The 14,420-nt window shown below is 70.5% G+C and carries 13 protein-coding genes; 10 read left to right on the top strand and 3 right to left on the bottom strand.

All coding sequences use genetic code 11. The features are described from left to right. Positions 1-54: 54 nt before the first annotated feature. Positions 55-1,521, bottom strand: coding sequence for a phytoene desaturase family protein (locus tag L2X99_RS09915; protein ID WP_236123755.1), 1,467 nt, complete (start codon positions 1,519-1,521; stop codon positions 55-57). A gap of 59 nt (positions 1,522-1,580) precedes the next feature. Here L2X99_RS09915 and L2X99_RS09910 point away from each other — a divergent pair, with 59 nt between their 5' ends. After that, positions 1,581-2,072, top strand: coding sequence for a hypothetical protein (locus L2X99_RS09910; RefSeq protein ID WP_236123756.1), 492 nt, complete (start codon positions 1,581-1,583; stop codon positions 2,070-2,072). A gap of 147 nt (positions 2,073-2,219) precedes the next feature. Here the strand turns inward: L2X99_RS09910 and L2X99_RS09905 are convergent, their stop codons facing one another. Continuing rightward, positions 2,220-2,879 (bottom strand): TetR/AcrR family transcriptional regulator, encoded by a 660-nt coding sequence (locus tag L2X99_RS09905; RefSeq protein ID WP_236123757.1) that lies wholly within the window; start codon positions 2,877-2,879, stop codon positions 2,220-2,222. 129 nt (positions 2,880-3,008) lie between these two features. On the opposite strand from L2X99_RS09905, the gene sucC reads away from it, so the two are divergent. The 4 genes from sucC (at position 3,009) to L2X99_RS09885 (ending at position 6,284) form a co-directional block, all read left to right on the top strand. Beyond that, on the top strand, positions 3,009-4,175 hold the full coding sequence (sucC, locus tag L2X99_RS09900; protein ID WP_236123758.1) for an ADP-forming succinate--CoA ligase subunit beta: 1,167 nt from the start codon (positions 3,009-3,011) through the stop codon (positions 4,173-4,175). A 41-nt stretch (positions 4,176-4,216) separates the two neighbouring features. Continuing rightward, positions 4,217-5,119, top strand: coding sequence for a succinate--CoA ligase subunit alpha (gene sucD / locus L2X99_RS09895; protein WP_236123759.1), 903 nt, complete (start codon positions 4,217-4,219; stop codon positions 5,117-5,119). 107 nt (positions 5,120-5,226) lie between these two features. After that, positions 5,227-5,661, top strand: a complete 435-nt coding sequence (locus L2X99_RS09890; protein ID WP_236123760.1) for a nitroreductase family deazaflavin-dependent oxidoreductase — start codon at positions 5,227-5,229, stop codon at positions 5,659-5,661. Positions 5,662-5,705: 44 nt separating this feature from the next. Next, positions 5,706-6,284, top strand: a complete 579-nt coding sequence (locus tag L2X99_RS09885; RefSeq protein ID WP_236135038.1) for a class I SAM-dependent methyltransferase — start codon at positions 5,706-5,708, stop codon at positions 6,282-6,284. Positions 6,285-6,908: 624 nt separating this feature from the next. Here the strand turns inward: L2X99_RS09885 and L2X99_RS09880 are convergent. Continuing rightward, a complete protein-coding gene (locus L2X99_RS09880; RefSeq protein WP_236123763.1) occupies positions 6,909-8,375 on the bottom strand; it encodes an NCS2 family permease in 1,467 nt (488 codons plus the stop codon). Between the two features lie 81 nt (positions 8,376-8,456). Here L2X99_RS09880 and L2X99_RS09875 point away from each other — a divergent pair, with 81 nt between their 5' ends. The 5 genes from L2X99_RS09875 (at position 8,457) to L2X99_RS09855 (ending at position 14,163) form a co-directional block, all read left to right on the top strand. Continuing rightward, on the top strand, positions 8,457-9,770 hold the full coding sequence (locus L2X99_RS09875) for a cell division protein PerM (RefSeq protein ID WP_236135037.1): 1,314 nt from the start codon (positions 8,457-8,459) through the stop codon (positions 9,768-9,770). 4 nt (positions 9,771-9,774) lie between these two features. Next, positions 9,775-10,356 carry a phosphoribosylglycinamide formyltransferase gene (gene purN, locus L2X99_RS09870; protein ID WP_236135036.1) on the top strand — a complete coding sequence of 194 codons (582 nt, stop codon included), beginning with the start codon at positions 9,775-9,777 and terminating at the stop codon, positions 10,354-10,356. Positions 10,357-10,401: 45 nt separating this feature from the next. Beyond that, entirely contained in the window at positions 10,402-12,009 is a 1,608-nt protein-coding gene (gene purH / locus L2X99_RS09865) for a bifunctional phosphoribosylaminoimidazolecarboxamide formyltransferase/IMP cyclohydrolase (RefSeq protein WP_236123764.1), read from the top strand. Positions 12,010-12,112: 103 nt separating this feature from the next. Then, positions 12,113-13,663, top strand: a complete 1,551-nt coding sequence (locus tag L2X99_RS09860) for a DNA-3-methyladenine glycosylase 2 family protein (protein WP_236123765.1) — start codon at positions 12,113-12,115, stop codon at positions 13,661-13,663. Further along, the gene (locus L2X99_RS09855) at positions 13,660-14,163 is read left to right on the top strand and encodes a methylated-DNA--[protein]-cysteine S-methyltransferase (RefSeq protein WP_236123766.1); all 504 of its coding nucleotides are present in this window, start codon (positions 13,660-13,662) and stop codon (positions 14,161-14,163) included. The genes L2X99_RS09860 and L2X99_RS09855 overlap by 4 nt, the downstream gene beginning before the upstream one ends. The last annotated feature ends 257 nt before the right edge of the window (positions 14,164-14,420 follow it).

Below are 14,420 nucleotides of genomic sequence, written 5' to 3'. Positions count from 1 at the left end.
CGGGGCGTTTCGTCTCGCTCCTTCGTCGCTCGCGGGGCGACCGGAGGAGCTCGCTCAACGACCGGAAGCGGGGAACAGCTCATCCAGGGACGCCGGGGCGCCGGCATCCTCCAGCGCCGTGCGAGCGGCATGCCAGCCGGCCATGCCGTTCACGCCGGGGCCCGGCGGCGTCGACGCCGAAGCGAGGTACACCCCGCTCATCGGCGTGCGCCACGGGGCCGCCGCCAGCACCGGGCGACGGAGCGCCTGCGCGATCGTGAACGAGCCGCCGAAGATGTCGCCGCCGATCTCGGCCGGGTTCAGCGCCTCGCGAGCGGATGCCGGCACGGCACGACTGCCCAGGATCAGGTCGCGGAATCCCGGGGCGAAGCGCTCCACCTGCCGGGTGACCAGCTCGGTGGGGTCGAGATCCGATCCTGCGGGAACGTGGATGTACGCCCACAGCGCGGCTCCGCCGTCCGGCGCCCTGGTGTCATCCAGCACCGACGGCTGCACAGTGAGAACGTAGGGGTGATCAGACACCGCGCCGCGCGCCACCGCGTTCTCGCTCTCGGCGATCTCGGCCCGGGTGCCGCCCAGATGCACGGTCGGTGACAGGGCGACCGTCTGGTTCGTCCACGGCACCGGGCCGCTCAGCGCGAAGTCGACCTTCGCCGCCGCAGGACCGTACCGGTAGGCGGTCAGCGCTCTGGCGTAGCCGGAGGGGATGCCGGGGTGAGTGAGTGCCAGCCGAGGGGAGCTGTTCAGCACCAGCAGGTCGCCGCGGGCCGGATCGCCCCAGTCGAGGTCGGCCAGGTCGTGCACGTGCTCGCCGGTGCGGACGGTTCCGCCGTGCGCCTCCAGATCGGCCTGCAGGGCGTCGGCGATGCGCTGCGCGCCGCCCCGAGGATACGCCCAGCCCTCCTCTCCGTGCGCCTGAGCCGCCAGCAGCAGCCCTGCCGCGGCGGACGACGGTGAGGGGAGCGGCGTGTTCGCATGCGCGAGCACCCCCGCCAGCAGCGCGTTCGCCTCGTCGCTGCGGAACGCGCGCGGACCGAGGGCGGAGCCCTGCTCCAGCATCCGCAGCCCGAAACGGATGCCGGTGACCGGATGCCGCGGCACGCGCAGCATCGACCCGCCGGTGAACTCGACCACCTCGTCGAGTCGGCGCACCAGCGGGCGCAGCAGCGCGTTCCAGGCGCGGGCGTCGGCGCCGAGGCCGTCGGCCGTGCGCTCCAGGTCGTGCCAGGCGATGCCCGCGCATCCGCCGTCGAGGGGATGCGCGTACGAGATCTCCGGGCGGATCCAGTCCACCCGGTCGGCCATCCCGAACGCCCGGAAGAAGGGAGAGGTCAGCGCCGCCGGATGCACGGCCGAGCACACGTCGTACCGGTATCCGGGCAGCGGGCCGTCGAGCGTGCGCACGCCGCCGCCCACCGTCTCGGCGGCCTCGATCACCTCGACGGCGTAGCCCGCGCGGGCCAGGGCCACCGCGGCGGCGAGACCGTTGGGTCCGCTTCCGATCACCGTCGCGCGCGCCATGCGGCCAGCCTACTGAAGCTGCATCCCGGCCATAGCCGAGCCGTGGGATCCTTGAAGTGATGAACGAAGTGCAGGGCCCCACGCCGGCCGGAACCTCCCGCCCCTACCGCAATCTCGCCGAAGCGCTCCGCGCGCAGCGCATCCCAGAGGAGAACCACGCGTTCATCACTCAAATCGTCGAGGCGGTCGGCATCTCGAGCTTCATCGACCGCGGCCGGTACATCGAGGCGATCCGTCGCGGGCCGGGTGCCGCGCTGCACATCGGCCGCACCTACACCAACGGCTTCACCGAGGACGAGATCGTCGTCGTGGGATCCGCCCCGCAGCGACTGCAGCCCAGCGAGGGACGACCGCCGTACTTCTACGTCGTGCATCCGAGCGAGTACGTTCCGCTCGCTCCGGCGAAGGCCAAGCGCAGCACGACCCCGCGCAGCTCGGCTCCCGCCGCGCCCAAGGCTCCGAAGGTCACCCCGAAGGAGGATCGCGACTACGGCGTCTGCGACGTCTGCTTCATGGTCAGGACGCCCTCCGGCGGCTGCGGCTGCGACTGAGCGAAAGCGCTGCGCGACGGGCGCGCATCTCGGTCGTTGAGCGAGCGACGAAGGAGCGAGACGAAACGTCGTGATGTTCTTGGCGGACCTGTGGGCGTTTCGTCTCGGTCGCAGGCTCCCTCGCGGGGCGACCATGAGGCATCCATCTCAGCTCAGCTCGGCCTGCATCCTCCGGGTGATCTCGGCGATCGGCATCGAGCGCGGGAAGACCGCGACGACCACATCGTCGGATGCCGCATCCGTCGCGTCCTCCAGCACGCCGTACCGGCGTCGCACGTCGGCGAGCGCCTTCTGCAGCACCGACACCGGCACCTTCCTGCCGCGCAGCAGCTGGCGCAGCACGTGGTTGTGCACGGCGGTGACCAGGGCGGCGAAGCCGACGGCATCCAGCGGGTCGATGCCGGGCAGCGACTGCCGCAGGTAGTCGTCGAACAGCCGCTCGTAGCGGAACACCGTGATGATCTCGCGCTCGCGCAGCACGGGCACGTCGCGCACGATCTGGTACCGGCGGCGCGCGAGCTCGGGATCCCGCGCGAAGTACGAGAAGACCCGCTCGGATGCCTCGCACACCGCCTGCCAGGGGTCGTCGTGCGGCTCGTCGAGGAACGAGCGCAGCTGCTCGATCAGCGCTTCGTGGTCGGCGAAGACCACGTCCTCCTTGCCGCCGAACTGGCGGAAGAACGTCGAGCGCGAGACTCCGGCGGCCTTGGCGATCTGCTCGACCGAGGTCTGCTCGAAGCCCTGCTGTGCGAACAGCTCGAGCGCTGCCCCGACGACGCCGTTGGGGGGCTGTACCGATTCGTGCATAGCGAGAGCCTAACGCCGCGGTCAGGGGGCCGTGTTCCGCGGTAGTACGCTTGTCAACCGGGTCGAATGATATCGACACCCGACAATCTTGTCGCGTCCCAACCGCCGCAACCAGCGAAGGACTGCACTGTGGATCTCTACGAGTACCAGGCACGAGACCTTTTCGAGAAGTACGAAGTGCCGGTTCTCGCCGGCATCGTCGCCGACACCCCTGAGGAGGTGAAGGCAGCGGCCGAGAAGCTCGGCGGCGTCGTGGTCGTCAAAGCGCAGGTGAAGACCGGCGGCCGCGGCAAGGCCGGTGGCGTGAAGGTCGCCAAGAACCCCGACGAGGCGTACGAGGCGGCCAAGTCGATCCTCGGGCTCGACATCAAGGGCCACGTCGTCCAGCGCGTCATGGTCGCCGCAGGCGCCCGCATCGCCGAGGAGTTCTACTTCTCCGTGCTGCTGGACCGCGCCAACCGCTCGTACCTGAGCCTGTGCTCGGTCGAGGGCGGCATGGAGATCGAGCAGCTCGCGGTCGAGAAGCCCGAGGCGCTCGCCCGGGTCGAGGTCAACGCCCTGACCGGCATCGACAAGGCCAAGGCCGTCGAGATCGCCAAGGCCGCGAACTTCCCCGAGGACCTCGTCGACAAGGTGTCCGACGTCTTCGTGAAGCTCTACGACGTCTACAAGGGCGAGGACGCCACGCTCGTCGAGGTGAACCCGCTGGTCCGCACCGAGGACGGCGACATCATCGCCCTCGACGGCAAGGTCACCCTCGACGACAACGCCTCCGAGGTGCGTCACCCCGAGCACGAGGAGCTCGCCGACAAGTCGAGCGAGGACCCGCTGGAGGCCAAGGCCAAGGCGTCCGGTCTCAACTACGTCAAGCTCGACGGCGAGGTCGGCATCATCGGCAACGGCGCGGGCCTGGTCATGTCCACCCTCGACGTCGTCGCCTACGCCGGCGAGAACCACGGCAGCGTGAAGCCCGCCAACTTCCTCGACATCGGCGGCGGCGCGAACGCGCAGGTCATGGCCAACGGCCTCGACGTCATCCTCGGCGACGAGCAGGTCAAGAGCGTCTTCGTGAACGTCTTCGGCGGCATCACCTCCTGCGTCGCCGTCGCGGAGGGCATCGTCAAGGCCCTCGAGATCCTCGGCGACTCGGCCACGAAGCCGCTCGTCGTGCGCCTCGACGGCAACCAGGTCGATGAGGGCCGTGCGATCCTCGCGGCGGCGAACCACCCGCTCGTCACGCTCGCCGCCACCATGGACGAGGGCGCCGACAAGGCCGCCGAGCTGGCCAACGCCTGACCGTTCGACAGGCTCACGGACCCAATTTTCAAGGAAGAGACATGTCGATCTACCTCAACAACGACTCCAAGGTCATCGTCCAGGGCATCACCGGCGGCGAGGGCACCAAGCACACCGCGCTGATGCTGAAGGCCGGTACCAACATCGTCGGCGGCGTCAACGCGCGCAAGGCCGGCACCACCGTCACGCACGAGACCGCGCACGAGGGCGAGGTGGAACTGCCGGTGTTCGGCTCGGTCGCCGAGGCCATCGAGAAGACCGGTGCGAACGTGTCCGTCGCGTTCGTGCCGCCGGCGTTCACCAAGGACGCGATGATCGAGGCCATCGACGCCGAGATCCCGCTGCTCGTGGTCATCACCGAGGGCGTGCCGGTGGGCGACTCCGCCGAGGCGTGGGCGTATGCGATCGAGAAGGGCAACAAGACCCGGATCATCGGTCCGAACTGCCCCGGCATCATCACCCCGGGCGAGGCGCTCGCGGGCATCACGCCGGCGAACATCACCGGCAAGGGCCCGATCGGCCTGGTCTCCAAGTCGGGCACGCTGACCTACCAGATGATGTTCGAGCTGCGCGACCTGGGCTTCTCGACCGCCATCGGCATCGGCGGCGACCCGGTCATCGGCACCACGCACATCGATGCGCTCGCCGCGTTCGAGGCCGACCCCGATACCAAGGCGATCGTCATGATCGGCGAGATCGGCGGCGACGCCGAGGAGCGCGCGGCCGACTACATCAAGGCCAACGTCACCAAGCCGGTCGTCGGCTACGTGGCGGGCTTCACCGCTCCCGAGGGCAAGACGATGGGCCACGCCGGCGCCATCGTCTCGGGCTCGGCCGGCACCGCTCAGGCCAAGAAGGAGGCCCTCGAGGCCGCCGGCGTCAAGGTCGGCAAGACGCCTTCCGAGACCGCCGCGCTGATGCGCGAGATCGTGGCAGGCCTGTAAGCACTGCCCTCGAAGGGCTCGGATGCCCGGCATCCGAGCCCTTCGTCGTGTCCGGTCGCCATCTGCAGATCGGTCCGCCACCCGCCGAGCGCGCTTAGGGTGGAGTCATGCCGCTTACCGGAGAGTATCTTCCGTCCACGTCGTCCTGGGCCCGCGAACAGGCCGAGAGGTTCGAGGCCACGGCCGGCGCCGAGGCCAACGACATGCAGGGCAAGCCGATCATCGTGCTGACCACGGTCGGCACGAAGACCGGCGCACTGCGCAAGACCGCGCTGATGCGCGTCGAGCACGACGGCGACTACGTAGTCGTGGCGTCGAAGGGCGGTGCGCCCGACGAGCCGAAGTGGGCCGGCAATATGCGCCGCCAGCCGCACGTCGAGCTGCAGGACGGTCCGGAGCGCCACGACTACACAGCTCGCGAGCTGACCGGCGACGAGCGCGCCGTGTGGTGGGACCGCGCGGTCGAGGCCTGGCCGGCGTACGCGGACTACCAGACCCGAACCGACCGCTTGATCGCGCTGTTCCTGCTCGAGCGCCGCTGAGCCGGGGCCTTCCGCGATCCTCGGATCGGACCTACCCTGGGCGGATGCCCGGTGACGTGTCGACGATGGAGCTGCGCCGACGCTGGCGCGCCTCGGTGCTGCCGGATCTGCGCGGCGCCGTCCTCGACCTCGGCGCCGGGTCGGGGATCGCCGCCGACCATCTGGCCGCGGGCGTCGAATGGATGGCACTGGAGCCGCGGCGGCGCATCGAACCTGCATTGCACGAGCGTCTCGATCGGCGCCCAGGCTCCCGGCTGCTCACCGCGCCCGCTGAGTCGATCCCGCTCGAAGCAGCATCCGTCGACGCCGTGATCGCCTCGACCGTGCTCTGCTCGGTGCGGCGCCCCGCCCTGGCGCTGTCCGAGGCACGGCGGGTGCTGCGCCCCGGCGGCATCCTGGTGTTCTTCGAGCACGTCGCCGCAGAGCGCGGCACCTGGACCTCGGCGCTGCAGGCCGCCTACGCGCCGATCTCGCGGATGATCGACCACGGATGCGATCCGCACCGCGACACCGCAGTCTCGATCCGCTCCGCCGGCTTCGCGTCCGTCGAGGTGCGGCGGATGGAGGCGCCGGGCGTGCTCGGCACCGTCGAGCCGCTCATCGAAGGCCGCGCGATCGCCTGACCGCTGCGGCCCGTACCCGAGCGGATGCACGGGAGCGCGACCGCGACCGCGTCCAGGTGCCGGTCGAGCACCTGGTGCACCGTCCGGCGCGCTGCCTCGTCGTCCGGCCGCTCCGAGGCGCTGGGCTTCGAGACCGCCTTCGAGGCGGGCTGGTGCGTCAGTCTGCGGTTCGACGGTGGCGAGCTGGCCATCCTGGACAGCATGCACGAGACGATCCCGCACGGCTTCCGCAGGCCGGTCACCGGTCTGCTGCTGAACGTCGAGGTGGCCGATGCCGCGGCCGAGCACGCACGTCTCGTCGGCGACCTCCGACTGTCGGAGCGTCTCGCTCTGCGCGACGAGGCCTTCGGGCAGCGTCACTTCATCGTCGAGGCGCCCGGCGGAGTGCTTTTCGACGTGATCGAACCGATCGAGCCGTCGGCGGAGTTCGCTGAGCCTACGCCTGACCGGCATCCAGCTGTGCGGCATTCGTCGCACCTGGCGGACGGATCTGCAGATGGGGGACGACACGCCGATGAACCCGCCGCCATGCGTCGATTCGTCCGCCACGTGTGGGCACAACGAGCCTGGGACGCCGAAGGGGACGGATGCCGGCGGCATCCATCCCCTTCGGCATGGCGGGGCTCAGCCGCCCAGCAGCGCCTCGATCGGACCGCGGGCGAAGTAGACCACGAAGCCGGCCGTGACGACCCAGAGCAGCGGGCTGATCTCGCGGGCCTTGCCCGAGAGTGCCCGCACGACCACCCAGCTGATGAAGCCGGCGCCGATGCCGTTGGCGATCGAGTAGGTCATCGGCATCACCGTGACGGTGACGAACACCGGGAACAGCGCCGAGAAGTCGGTGAGGTCGATGAACCGGATCTGGCTCATCATCAGTGCCCCGACGATGACCAGAGCCGCGGCGGCGACCTCAGTCGGCACGATCGAGACCAGTGGCGTGAAGAACATCGCGATCAGGAACAGCGCACCGGTGATGAGGTTGGCGAATCCGGTGCGGGCGCCTTCGCCGATGCCGGCGCCGGACTCGATGAACACCGTGTTGGAGGACCCGGAGGTCGCTCCGCCGACGACGGCGCCGACGCCCTCGACGATCAGCGCGGACTTCAGCCGCGGGAAGTTGCCGTGGTCGTCGGCGAGGCCGGACTCCTTGGCGAGACCGGTCATCGTGCCCATCGCGTCGAAGAAGTTCGTGAAGACGAGGGTGAAGACCAGCATCAGCGCGGCCAGCGCGCCGATGCGCCCGAATGCGCCGAACAGATCGAACTGGCCGACCAGGGAGAGATCGGGCACCGCGATGAGCTGTTCGGGCAGCTTCGGCTCGGTCAGGCCCCATCCTCCGGGGTTGATCGTGTCGCCGGCGACCTTCGGCCCGATGTGCCAGATCGCCTCGACGATGACCGCGACGACCGTGCCGGTGACCAGCCCGATCAGGATGCCGCCCTTGACCTTCTTGGCCACGAGCACCGCCGTCAGCAGCAGGGTGAACACGAAGATCAGCGTCGGCACGGTCGCGACCGAGCCGGCGATGCCGAGGCCCACCGGCGGGGAGTCGCTCTTGGTGGAGGTCACGAACCCGGCGTTGACCATTCCGATGAAGGCGATGAAGAGACCGATACCGACCGTGATCGCGATCTTCAGCTGCATCGGCACCGCGTCGAAGATCATCCGCCGCAGACCGGTGGCGCTCAGGAGCACGATGATGAGGCCGTTGATGATGACCAGGCCCATCGCCTCGGGCCAGGTGACCTCGCCGACCACGGAGAACGCCAGGAAGGCGTTGATGCCGAGGCCCGCCGCGAAGCCGAACGGCAGGCGGGCGACCAGGCCGAACAGCACCGTCATCACAGCGGCTGTGAGGCCGGTGACGGCGCTCAGCTGAGCGAAGTCGAGCACGTTCCCCGCGATGTCCGGACTGGACGAGAGGATGATCGGGTTGAGGATGACGATGTACGCCATCGTCACGAACGTGACCACGCCGCCGCGGATCTCCGCGCCGAAGGTGGATCCGCGCTTGGTGATCTCGAAGAAGCGATCGACGGCGTTCGTCGGCTCCTTCTGCTCGGTGCCGGGGGTTGCAGGGGCTGTAGTCATCGTGGACCTCCGCAGGAGAATCTATCGTGTGCCGGGCGGGTGCGCGGGCGCGATCGAGCGGCATCGTAGGCTTTTCACGACATGCAACGCCTCACCGTCGCCCTTCTCGCCGCACTCGACGCCGCGATCGCCGCTGCCGTCGGGCTCGCGGTGCTTCTGGCGCCGCTGACACTGCTGTGGACCATCGCGTTCGGCGCCGCCGCGGACTGGGGCTCCCTGTGGCCGGCCAGCGGCACGCTCTGGCAGTTCGGACACGGCGCCGCGATGCAGATCGAGATCCCCGACCAGGTCGTCCGCGCGACCGGCATCGCCCCCGACGCTGCGCGGTTCGTGCTCTCGCTGACACCACTCGCGCTGCTGCTCTTCACTCTGCTCTTCGCGGTGCGATCGGGACGACGCGCCTCTGCGGCCGGCGCCTGGCTCTCCGGCGTCATCGGAGGTGCGGTCTCGTTCGCAGCGATCTCGCTGCTGGTCGCCGTCACCGCGGCCACGACGGCGGCCCGAGTCCCCTTCTGGGCCGGGGCGCTGCTGCCCGTCGCCGTCTATCTCGCCGGCCTGCTCGCGGGCGCCGTCCGGCACGCCTGGTCCGAGGGCGACGGCGGACTGGTCGACCGCGTGCAGGACGCCGTGGACGGCTGGGGCGACTGGGCGCCGGTTCCGGCCGAGGCGCTTCGCGGCACGGCCGTCGTGGTGCTGGCACTCACCGCATCAGGCGCGCTCGGCCTGGCGGTCATGACCGTTCTGCGCGGGGGAGAGGTGATCGCGCTGTTCGAGAGCGCGCACGTCGACGCGCTCGGGGCGACGGTGATCACGCTCGGTCAGCTCGCCTATCTGCCGACGCTCGTGGTCTGGGCAGTGGCCTGGATCGCCGGTCCAGGGTTCGCCGTCGGCGCGGGCACCGCGGTCTCGCCCGCGGGCACCCAGCTGGGCGTGGTGCCCGGCATCCCCGTGCTCGGGCTGCTGCCGCCGGTCGACTCGTTCTGGATGCTCGTCGTGGTGCTGGTCCCGATCGCGGTGGGTGCGTTCGCCGGCTGGATGGTGCGATCAAAGCTGGTCTGGGAGGGCACGGCGAAGGGGTACGGCCCTCGCATCGTGATCGCCGCCGGCATCGCACTGCTCTCCGCCGGGGTCGCCGCTCTCGCGGCGGTGCTGGCCTCCGGGTCGATCGGACCGGGACGGCTCGCCGAGACCGGTCCGCAGCCGGGGGCGCTCGCGCTCGCGATCGGCCTCGAGGTGCTCGTGGGCGCCGCCATCCTGCTGCTCGCACCGCGGCACCGCGACGAACTCGCCGAGGAGCGCACCGATCGCTGGAACGAGCGGATGGCAGGACTCGGAGCCTCGCTGGAGGATGAGCGGTCATCGGGTCAGGACACCCCGCGCACCCCAGTAGACTGACCGGGTGCTGACGGTCGCCGTTCTGATCTCGGGCACAGGCTCGAACCTCCGTGCCCTGCTCGAAGCCGCCCGCCACCCCGACTTCCCGGCTCGGGTGGTCGTCGTGGGCGCCGATCGCGATGCCGACGGCCTCGCGCATGCCGAGGAGTTCGGCGTCCCCACTTTCACCGTGCCCTGGCACGAGCACGAGAACCGGGATGCCTGGGGGGCGGAGCTCGGCCGCCAGCTGGCGGTCTGGTCGCCCGACCTGATCGTGCTCAGCGGCCTCATGCGTCTGCTGCCCGCCGCACTGGTCGCGCAGTACGCGCCCCACATCATCAACACGCATCCGGCCTACCTGCCCGAGTTCCCCGGCGCGCACGGCGTGCGCGCCGCGCTCGCGGCGGGTGTCCCCCAGACCGGAGCCAGTGTCATCGTGGTCGACGACGGGGTCGACTCCGGACCGATCCTCGCTCAGGAGCGCGTACCCGTGCTGCCGGGCGACACCGAGCACAGCCTGCACGAGCGCATCAAGCCCGTGGAGCGCCGGCTGCTCATCGACGTCGTGCACCGCATCGCCACAGGCGAGCTCTCACTCACGCCCTGAACCACCTCTCCGATACCCGACACCGCACCCCCAAGGAGCATCATCATGGCCGGCCCCCGTCAGGACCCCTCGCTCTACCGCCACCGCGACACGGTCCCGATCCGCCGTGCGCTCGTCTCCGTCAGCGACAAGTCGGGCCTGCTCGAGCTCGCCTCGGCGCTCGTCGAAGCCGGCGTCGAGATCGTCTCGACGGGGTCCACCGCCGCCACCATCCGCGACGCCGGACACGCGGTGACCGATGTCGCCGCCGTCACCGGCGTCGCAGAGATGCTCGACGGACGCGTCAAGACGCTGCATCCGAAGATCCACGGCGGCCTGCTCGCCGACCTGCGCCTGGAGGACCACGAGCGCCAGCTGCAGGACCTCGGCATCGAGCCGTTCGAGCTCGTCGTCGTCAACCTGTATCCGTTCGTCGAGACCGTGGCATCCGGTGCCGAGGGCGACGACATCGTCGAGCAGATCGACATCGGCGGCCCCGCCATGGTGCGCGCAGCGGCGAAGAACCACGCGAACGTCGCGATCGTCGTCTCGCCGGAGTCGTACCCGGCGGTCATCGACGCCGTGCGCGCCGGCGGCACGACGCTGGTGCAGCGTCGCGAACTCGCCGCCCGCGCCTTCGCGCACACCGCCGCCTACGACACCGCCGTGGCGGCATGGTTCGCCGAGGGCACCCTCAGCGAAGGCGAGGACCTGCCCGCGCACCTGACCATCAAGGCGGAGCGCCTGGAGACCCTGCGCTACGGCGAGAACTCGCACCAGCGCGCGGCGATCTACACCCGCGCCGGGGGCCACGGCATCGCACAGGCGACGCAGCTGCAGGGCAAGGAGATGTCGTACAACAACTACGTCGACGCGGATGCCGCGCTGCGCGCCGCCTACGACATGGTGCTGCCGTCGGTCGCGATCATCAAGCACGCCAACCCGTGCGGCATCGCCACCACCGCGCCGAACGCCCTCGATCCGATCGCCAGCGCGCACCTTCGTGCACATGAGTGCGACCCGGTCTCGGCATACGGCGGAGTGATCGCCGCGAACGGCACCGTCACGCTGAAGATGGCCGAGAACCTGAAGGACATCTTCACCGAGGTCATCGTCGCCCCCGACTTCGAGCCCGCCGCGCTCGAGGTGTTCAGGGCGAAGAAGAACCTGCGCCTGCTGAAGCTTCCCGAGGACTGGCAGCAGGAGCGCATGGACGTGCGCCTGGTGTCGGGCGGCCTGCTGCTGCAGGATGCGGACCGCTTCCCGGACGACATCGTCTCGGTCGCGAAGGACTGGGAGCTCGTCTCCGGCGAGCGCCCCGACGAGGCCGCGATGGAGAACCTCATCTTCGCGTGGAAGGCGTGCCGCGCCGTGAAGTCGAACGCGATCGTGCTGGCCAAGGACAACGCCACGGTCGGCGTCGGCATGGGCCAGGTCAACAGGGTGGACTCGTGCCGCCTCGCCGTGGAGCGCGCCGGTGACCGCGCGGCCGGATCGGTCGCGGCATCCGACGCGTTCTTCCCGTTCGCCGACGGCGCGCAGGTGCTCATCGACGCCGGTGTCACGGCGATCGTGCAGCCGGGCGGATCGGTGCGCGACGGCGAGGTCGTCGATGCGGCCCGCAAGGCCGGCGTGACGATGTTCTTCACCGGGGAGCGCCACTTCTTCCACTGACCCGGGTGTCCCGGTCGTTGAGCGAGTTCCGCTCGCTCAACGACCTGAGGGTCATGTCCGATTTCCGCGAGCCCGGTGCTCGGGGGCGTGACAGAGTAGGGGCATGAGCAGCCCCACGATGACCTTCGACGAGCGGTACCGCGCGATCAGTGCGCGGGACACCCGCTTCGACGGGCAGTTCGTGACCGCGGTGAGTTCGACCGGCATCTACTGCCGGCCGAGTTGCCCCGCCCGCACGCCGAAGCCCGCGAACGTCACGTTCTACCCGACCAGCGCCGCCGCGCACGAGGCGGGGTACCGGGCGTGCAAGCGGTGCCTGCCCGAGGCGGCACCCGGTTCGCCGGACTGGAACCTGCGCGGCGATGCGGCGGCCAGGGCCATGCGCCTGATCGGCGACGGCGTCGTCGATCGTGAGGGCGTCCCCGGTCTCGCACGCCGGCTCGGGTACTCGCCGCGGCATCTGAACCGGATGCTGGTCGCCGAACTCGGCGCCGGTCCGCTCGCACTGTCCCGCGCGCACCGCGCGCACACGGCTCGGATGCTGCTCGTCGGCACCGATCTGCCGGTCGCGGATGCCGCGTTCTCGGCCGGCTTCGCCAGCCTGCGGCAGTTCAACGACACCGTGCGCGAGGTGTTCGGCATGACCCCGACCGAGCTGCGCGCGCGGCGCCGCGCCGGCGCGACCCCGGTCGGCGAGGCCGTCCCCGGCACGATCGACCTGGTGCTGCCGTACCGCGCCCCGATCGACCTGGACGGGCTGTTCGACTGGATGGCCGCCCGCGCGCTTCCCGGGGTCGAGGCCGCCGGCGAGCGGTTCTTCGAGCGACACCTGCGCCTGGACGGCGGACCGGCCTGGTTCCGGCTGCGGCACGACGGCACCCGACTGCACCTGCGCGCGCGGCTCGCCAGGCTCGGCGATCTCGCCCCGCTGGTGACGCGGTCGCGACGGCTGTTCGACCTCGATGCGGATCCGGACGCGGTGGATGCCGCGCTCGCCGCGCATCCGGAGCTCGCACCACTCGTGGCTCGGGTGCCCGGCATCCGCGTGCCGGGCGCCGTCGACCCGCACGAGATGCTGATCCGGGCGATGGTGGGCCAGCAGATCACGGTGGTCGCGGCACGCACCGCGCTCGCCGCGCTCGCCGACGCGCTCGGCGAGCGCACCGCAGACCGGGGAGTGCTGTTCCCGACCATGACGGCGATCGCCGAGCACGGCGCGGATGTGCTGCGCGGCCCCGCCGCCCGCATCCGGGCGATCACCGGGGCCGCCGCCGCACTCGCCAGCGGCGAGCTGACGCTCACCGTGGGGGATGACGCCGTCGACCAGCGGGCAGCGCTATTGGCGATGCCGGGCATCGGGCCGTGGACCGCAGACTACGTGCGGATGCGCGTGATCGGCGACCCCGACGTGTTCCTTCCCGGCGATGTCGCGGCCCGCGCCGGTGCGGCCGCCGCGGGTCTGCCCGCCGACGCCCGCCCGCTGGACTCCTGGGCGGCGCGCACCGCCCCCTGGCGCAGCTACCTCACCGCGCACCTGTGGCGCAACGCCGCGTTTGGGGCGTCTTCCCGCGTTCGGGGCGGGAAAGTGGCGCCCCGAACGCGAGGATCCGCCCCAAACTTCGAAGAAGAACGAGAAGGAGAACGCGCATCATGACCGCCACAATCCAGACCGTCCAGACCCCTGACGGACCGTTCACGATCCTTGCCGACGATGAGCAGCGCGTGCTGGCATCCGGCTGGACCGACTCCCGCGACGAGATCATCGCGCGGCTGGCTCCAGCGCACCGTCCGGCCGACATCGCCGAGGGAGAGACGGATGCGGCATCCGCCGTGCTCGCGTACTACGACGGCGACCTCGCCGCCATCGACAGCGTTCCCGTGCGTCAGTTCGGCACCGACCGGCAGCGCAGCGGATGGGACGCGCTGCGGCGGATCACCCCGGGAGAACCGCTGACCTACTCCGAGTTCGCGATCGAGCTCGGCAATCCGAGGGCGGTGCGCGCGGCGGCATCCGTCTGCGCGCGCAACGCACCGGCGCTGTTCGTGCCGTGCCATCGGGTGCTGCGCGGTGACGGCAGCATGGGCGGCTTCGCGTGGGGTGTCGACGTCAAGAAGTCGCTGCTCGCGCGGGAGGCCGCCGTCCCCGGTCGTTGAGCGAGGGAGCGGAGCGACTGAGACGGAACGCAGACGAATGCCCCGGATGGCGGAAGGCGTTTCGTCTCGCTCCGCTCGCGCAACGACCATCGCTCGCTCGACGACCACGACGTTCGGGAATACGCTTGCAATCAGCTGGTTCACAGGAATAGGCTGGTGGGCTGTCGCGCCGATCGGCCGACATCGCCGAGTTTCGAGGAGGACGCCATGTTCACGACCACCGCACTGCCGGCCGTCACGGATGTCCCCGGCTCGGT

This window comes from Microbacterium sp. KUDC0406 (genome assembly GCF_021582875.1).
In the GTDB taxonomy this organism is placed as follows: domain Bacteria; phylum Actinomycetota; class Actinomycetes; order Actinomycetales; family Microbacteriaceae; genus Microbacterium.
The sequence above is the reverse complement of the archived record's forward strand: the minus strand, read 5'-3'. Positions and strand labels throughout refer to the sequence as shown.

Bases quoted from the DNA above. Each gene is read 5' to 3' on its own strand.
- L2X99_RS09915 (WP_236123755.1), bottom strand. From the start codon at position 1,521: ATGGCGCGCGCGACGGTGATCGGAAGCGGACCCAACGGTCTCGCCGCC.
- L2X99_RS09910 (WP_236123756.1), top strand. From the start codon at position 1,581: ATGAACGAAGTGCAGGGCCCCACGCCGGCCGGAACCTCCCGCCCCTAC.
- L2X99_RS09905 (WP_236123757.1), bottom strand. From the start codon at position 2,879: ATGCACGAATCGGTACAGCCCCCCAACGGCGTCGTCGGGGCAGCGCTC.
- sucD (WP_236123759.1), top strand. From the start codon at position 4,217: ATGTCGATCTACCTCAACAACGACTCCAAGGTCATCGTCCAGGGCATC.
- L2X99_RS09890 (WP_236123760.1), top strand. From the start codon at position 5,227: ATGCCGCTTACCGGAGAGTATCTTCCGTCCACGTCGTCCTGGGCCCGC.
- L2X99_RS09885 (WP_236135038.1), top strand. From the start codon at position 5,706: ATGCCCGGTGACGTGTCGACGATGGAGCTGCGCCGACGCTGGCGCGCC.
- L2X99_RS09880 (WP_236123763.1), bottom strand. From the start codon at position 8,375: ATGACTACAGCCCCTGCAACCCCCGGCACCGAGCAGAAGGAGCCGACG.
- L2X99_RS09875 (WP_236135037.1), top strand. From the start codon at position 8,457: ATGCAACGCCTCACCGTCGCCCTTCTCGCCGCACTCGACGCCGCGATC.
- purH (WP_236123764.1), top strand. From the start codon at position 10,402: ATGGCCGGCCCCCGTCAGGACCCCTCGCTCTACCGCCACCGCGACACG.
- L2X99_RS09860 (WP_236123765.1), top strand. From the start codon at position 12,113: ATGAGCAGCCCCACGATGACCTTCGACGAGCGGTACCGCGCGATCAGT.
- L2X99_RS09855 (WP_236123766.1), top strand. From the start codon at position 13,660: ATGACCGCCACAATCCAGACCGTCCAGACCCCTGACGGACCGTTCACG.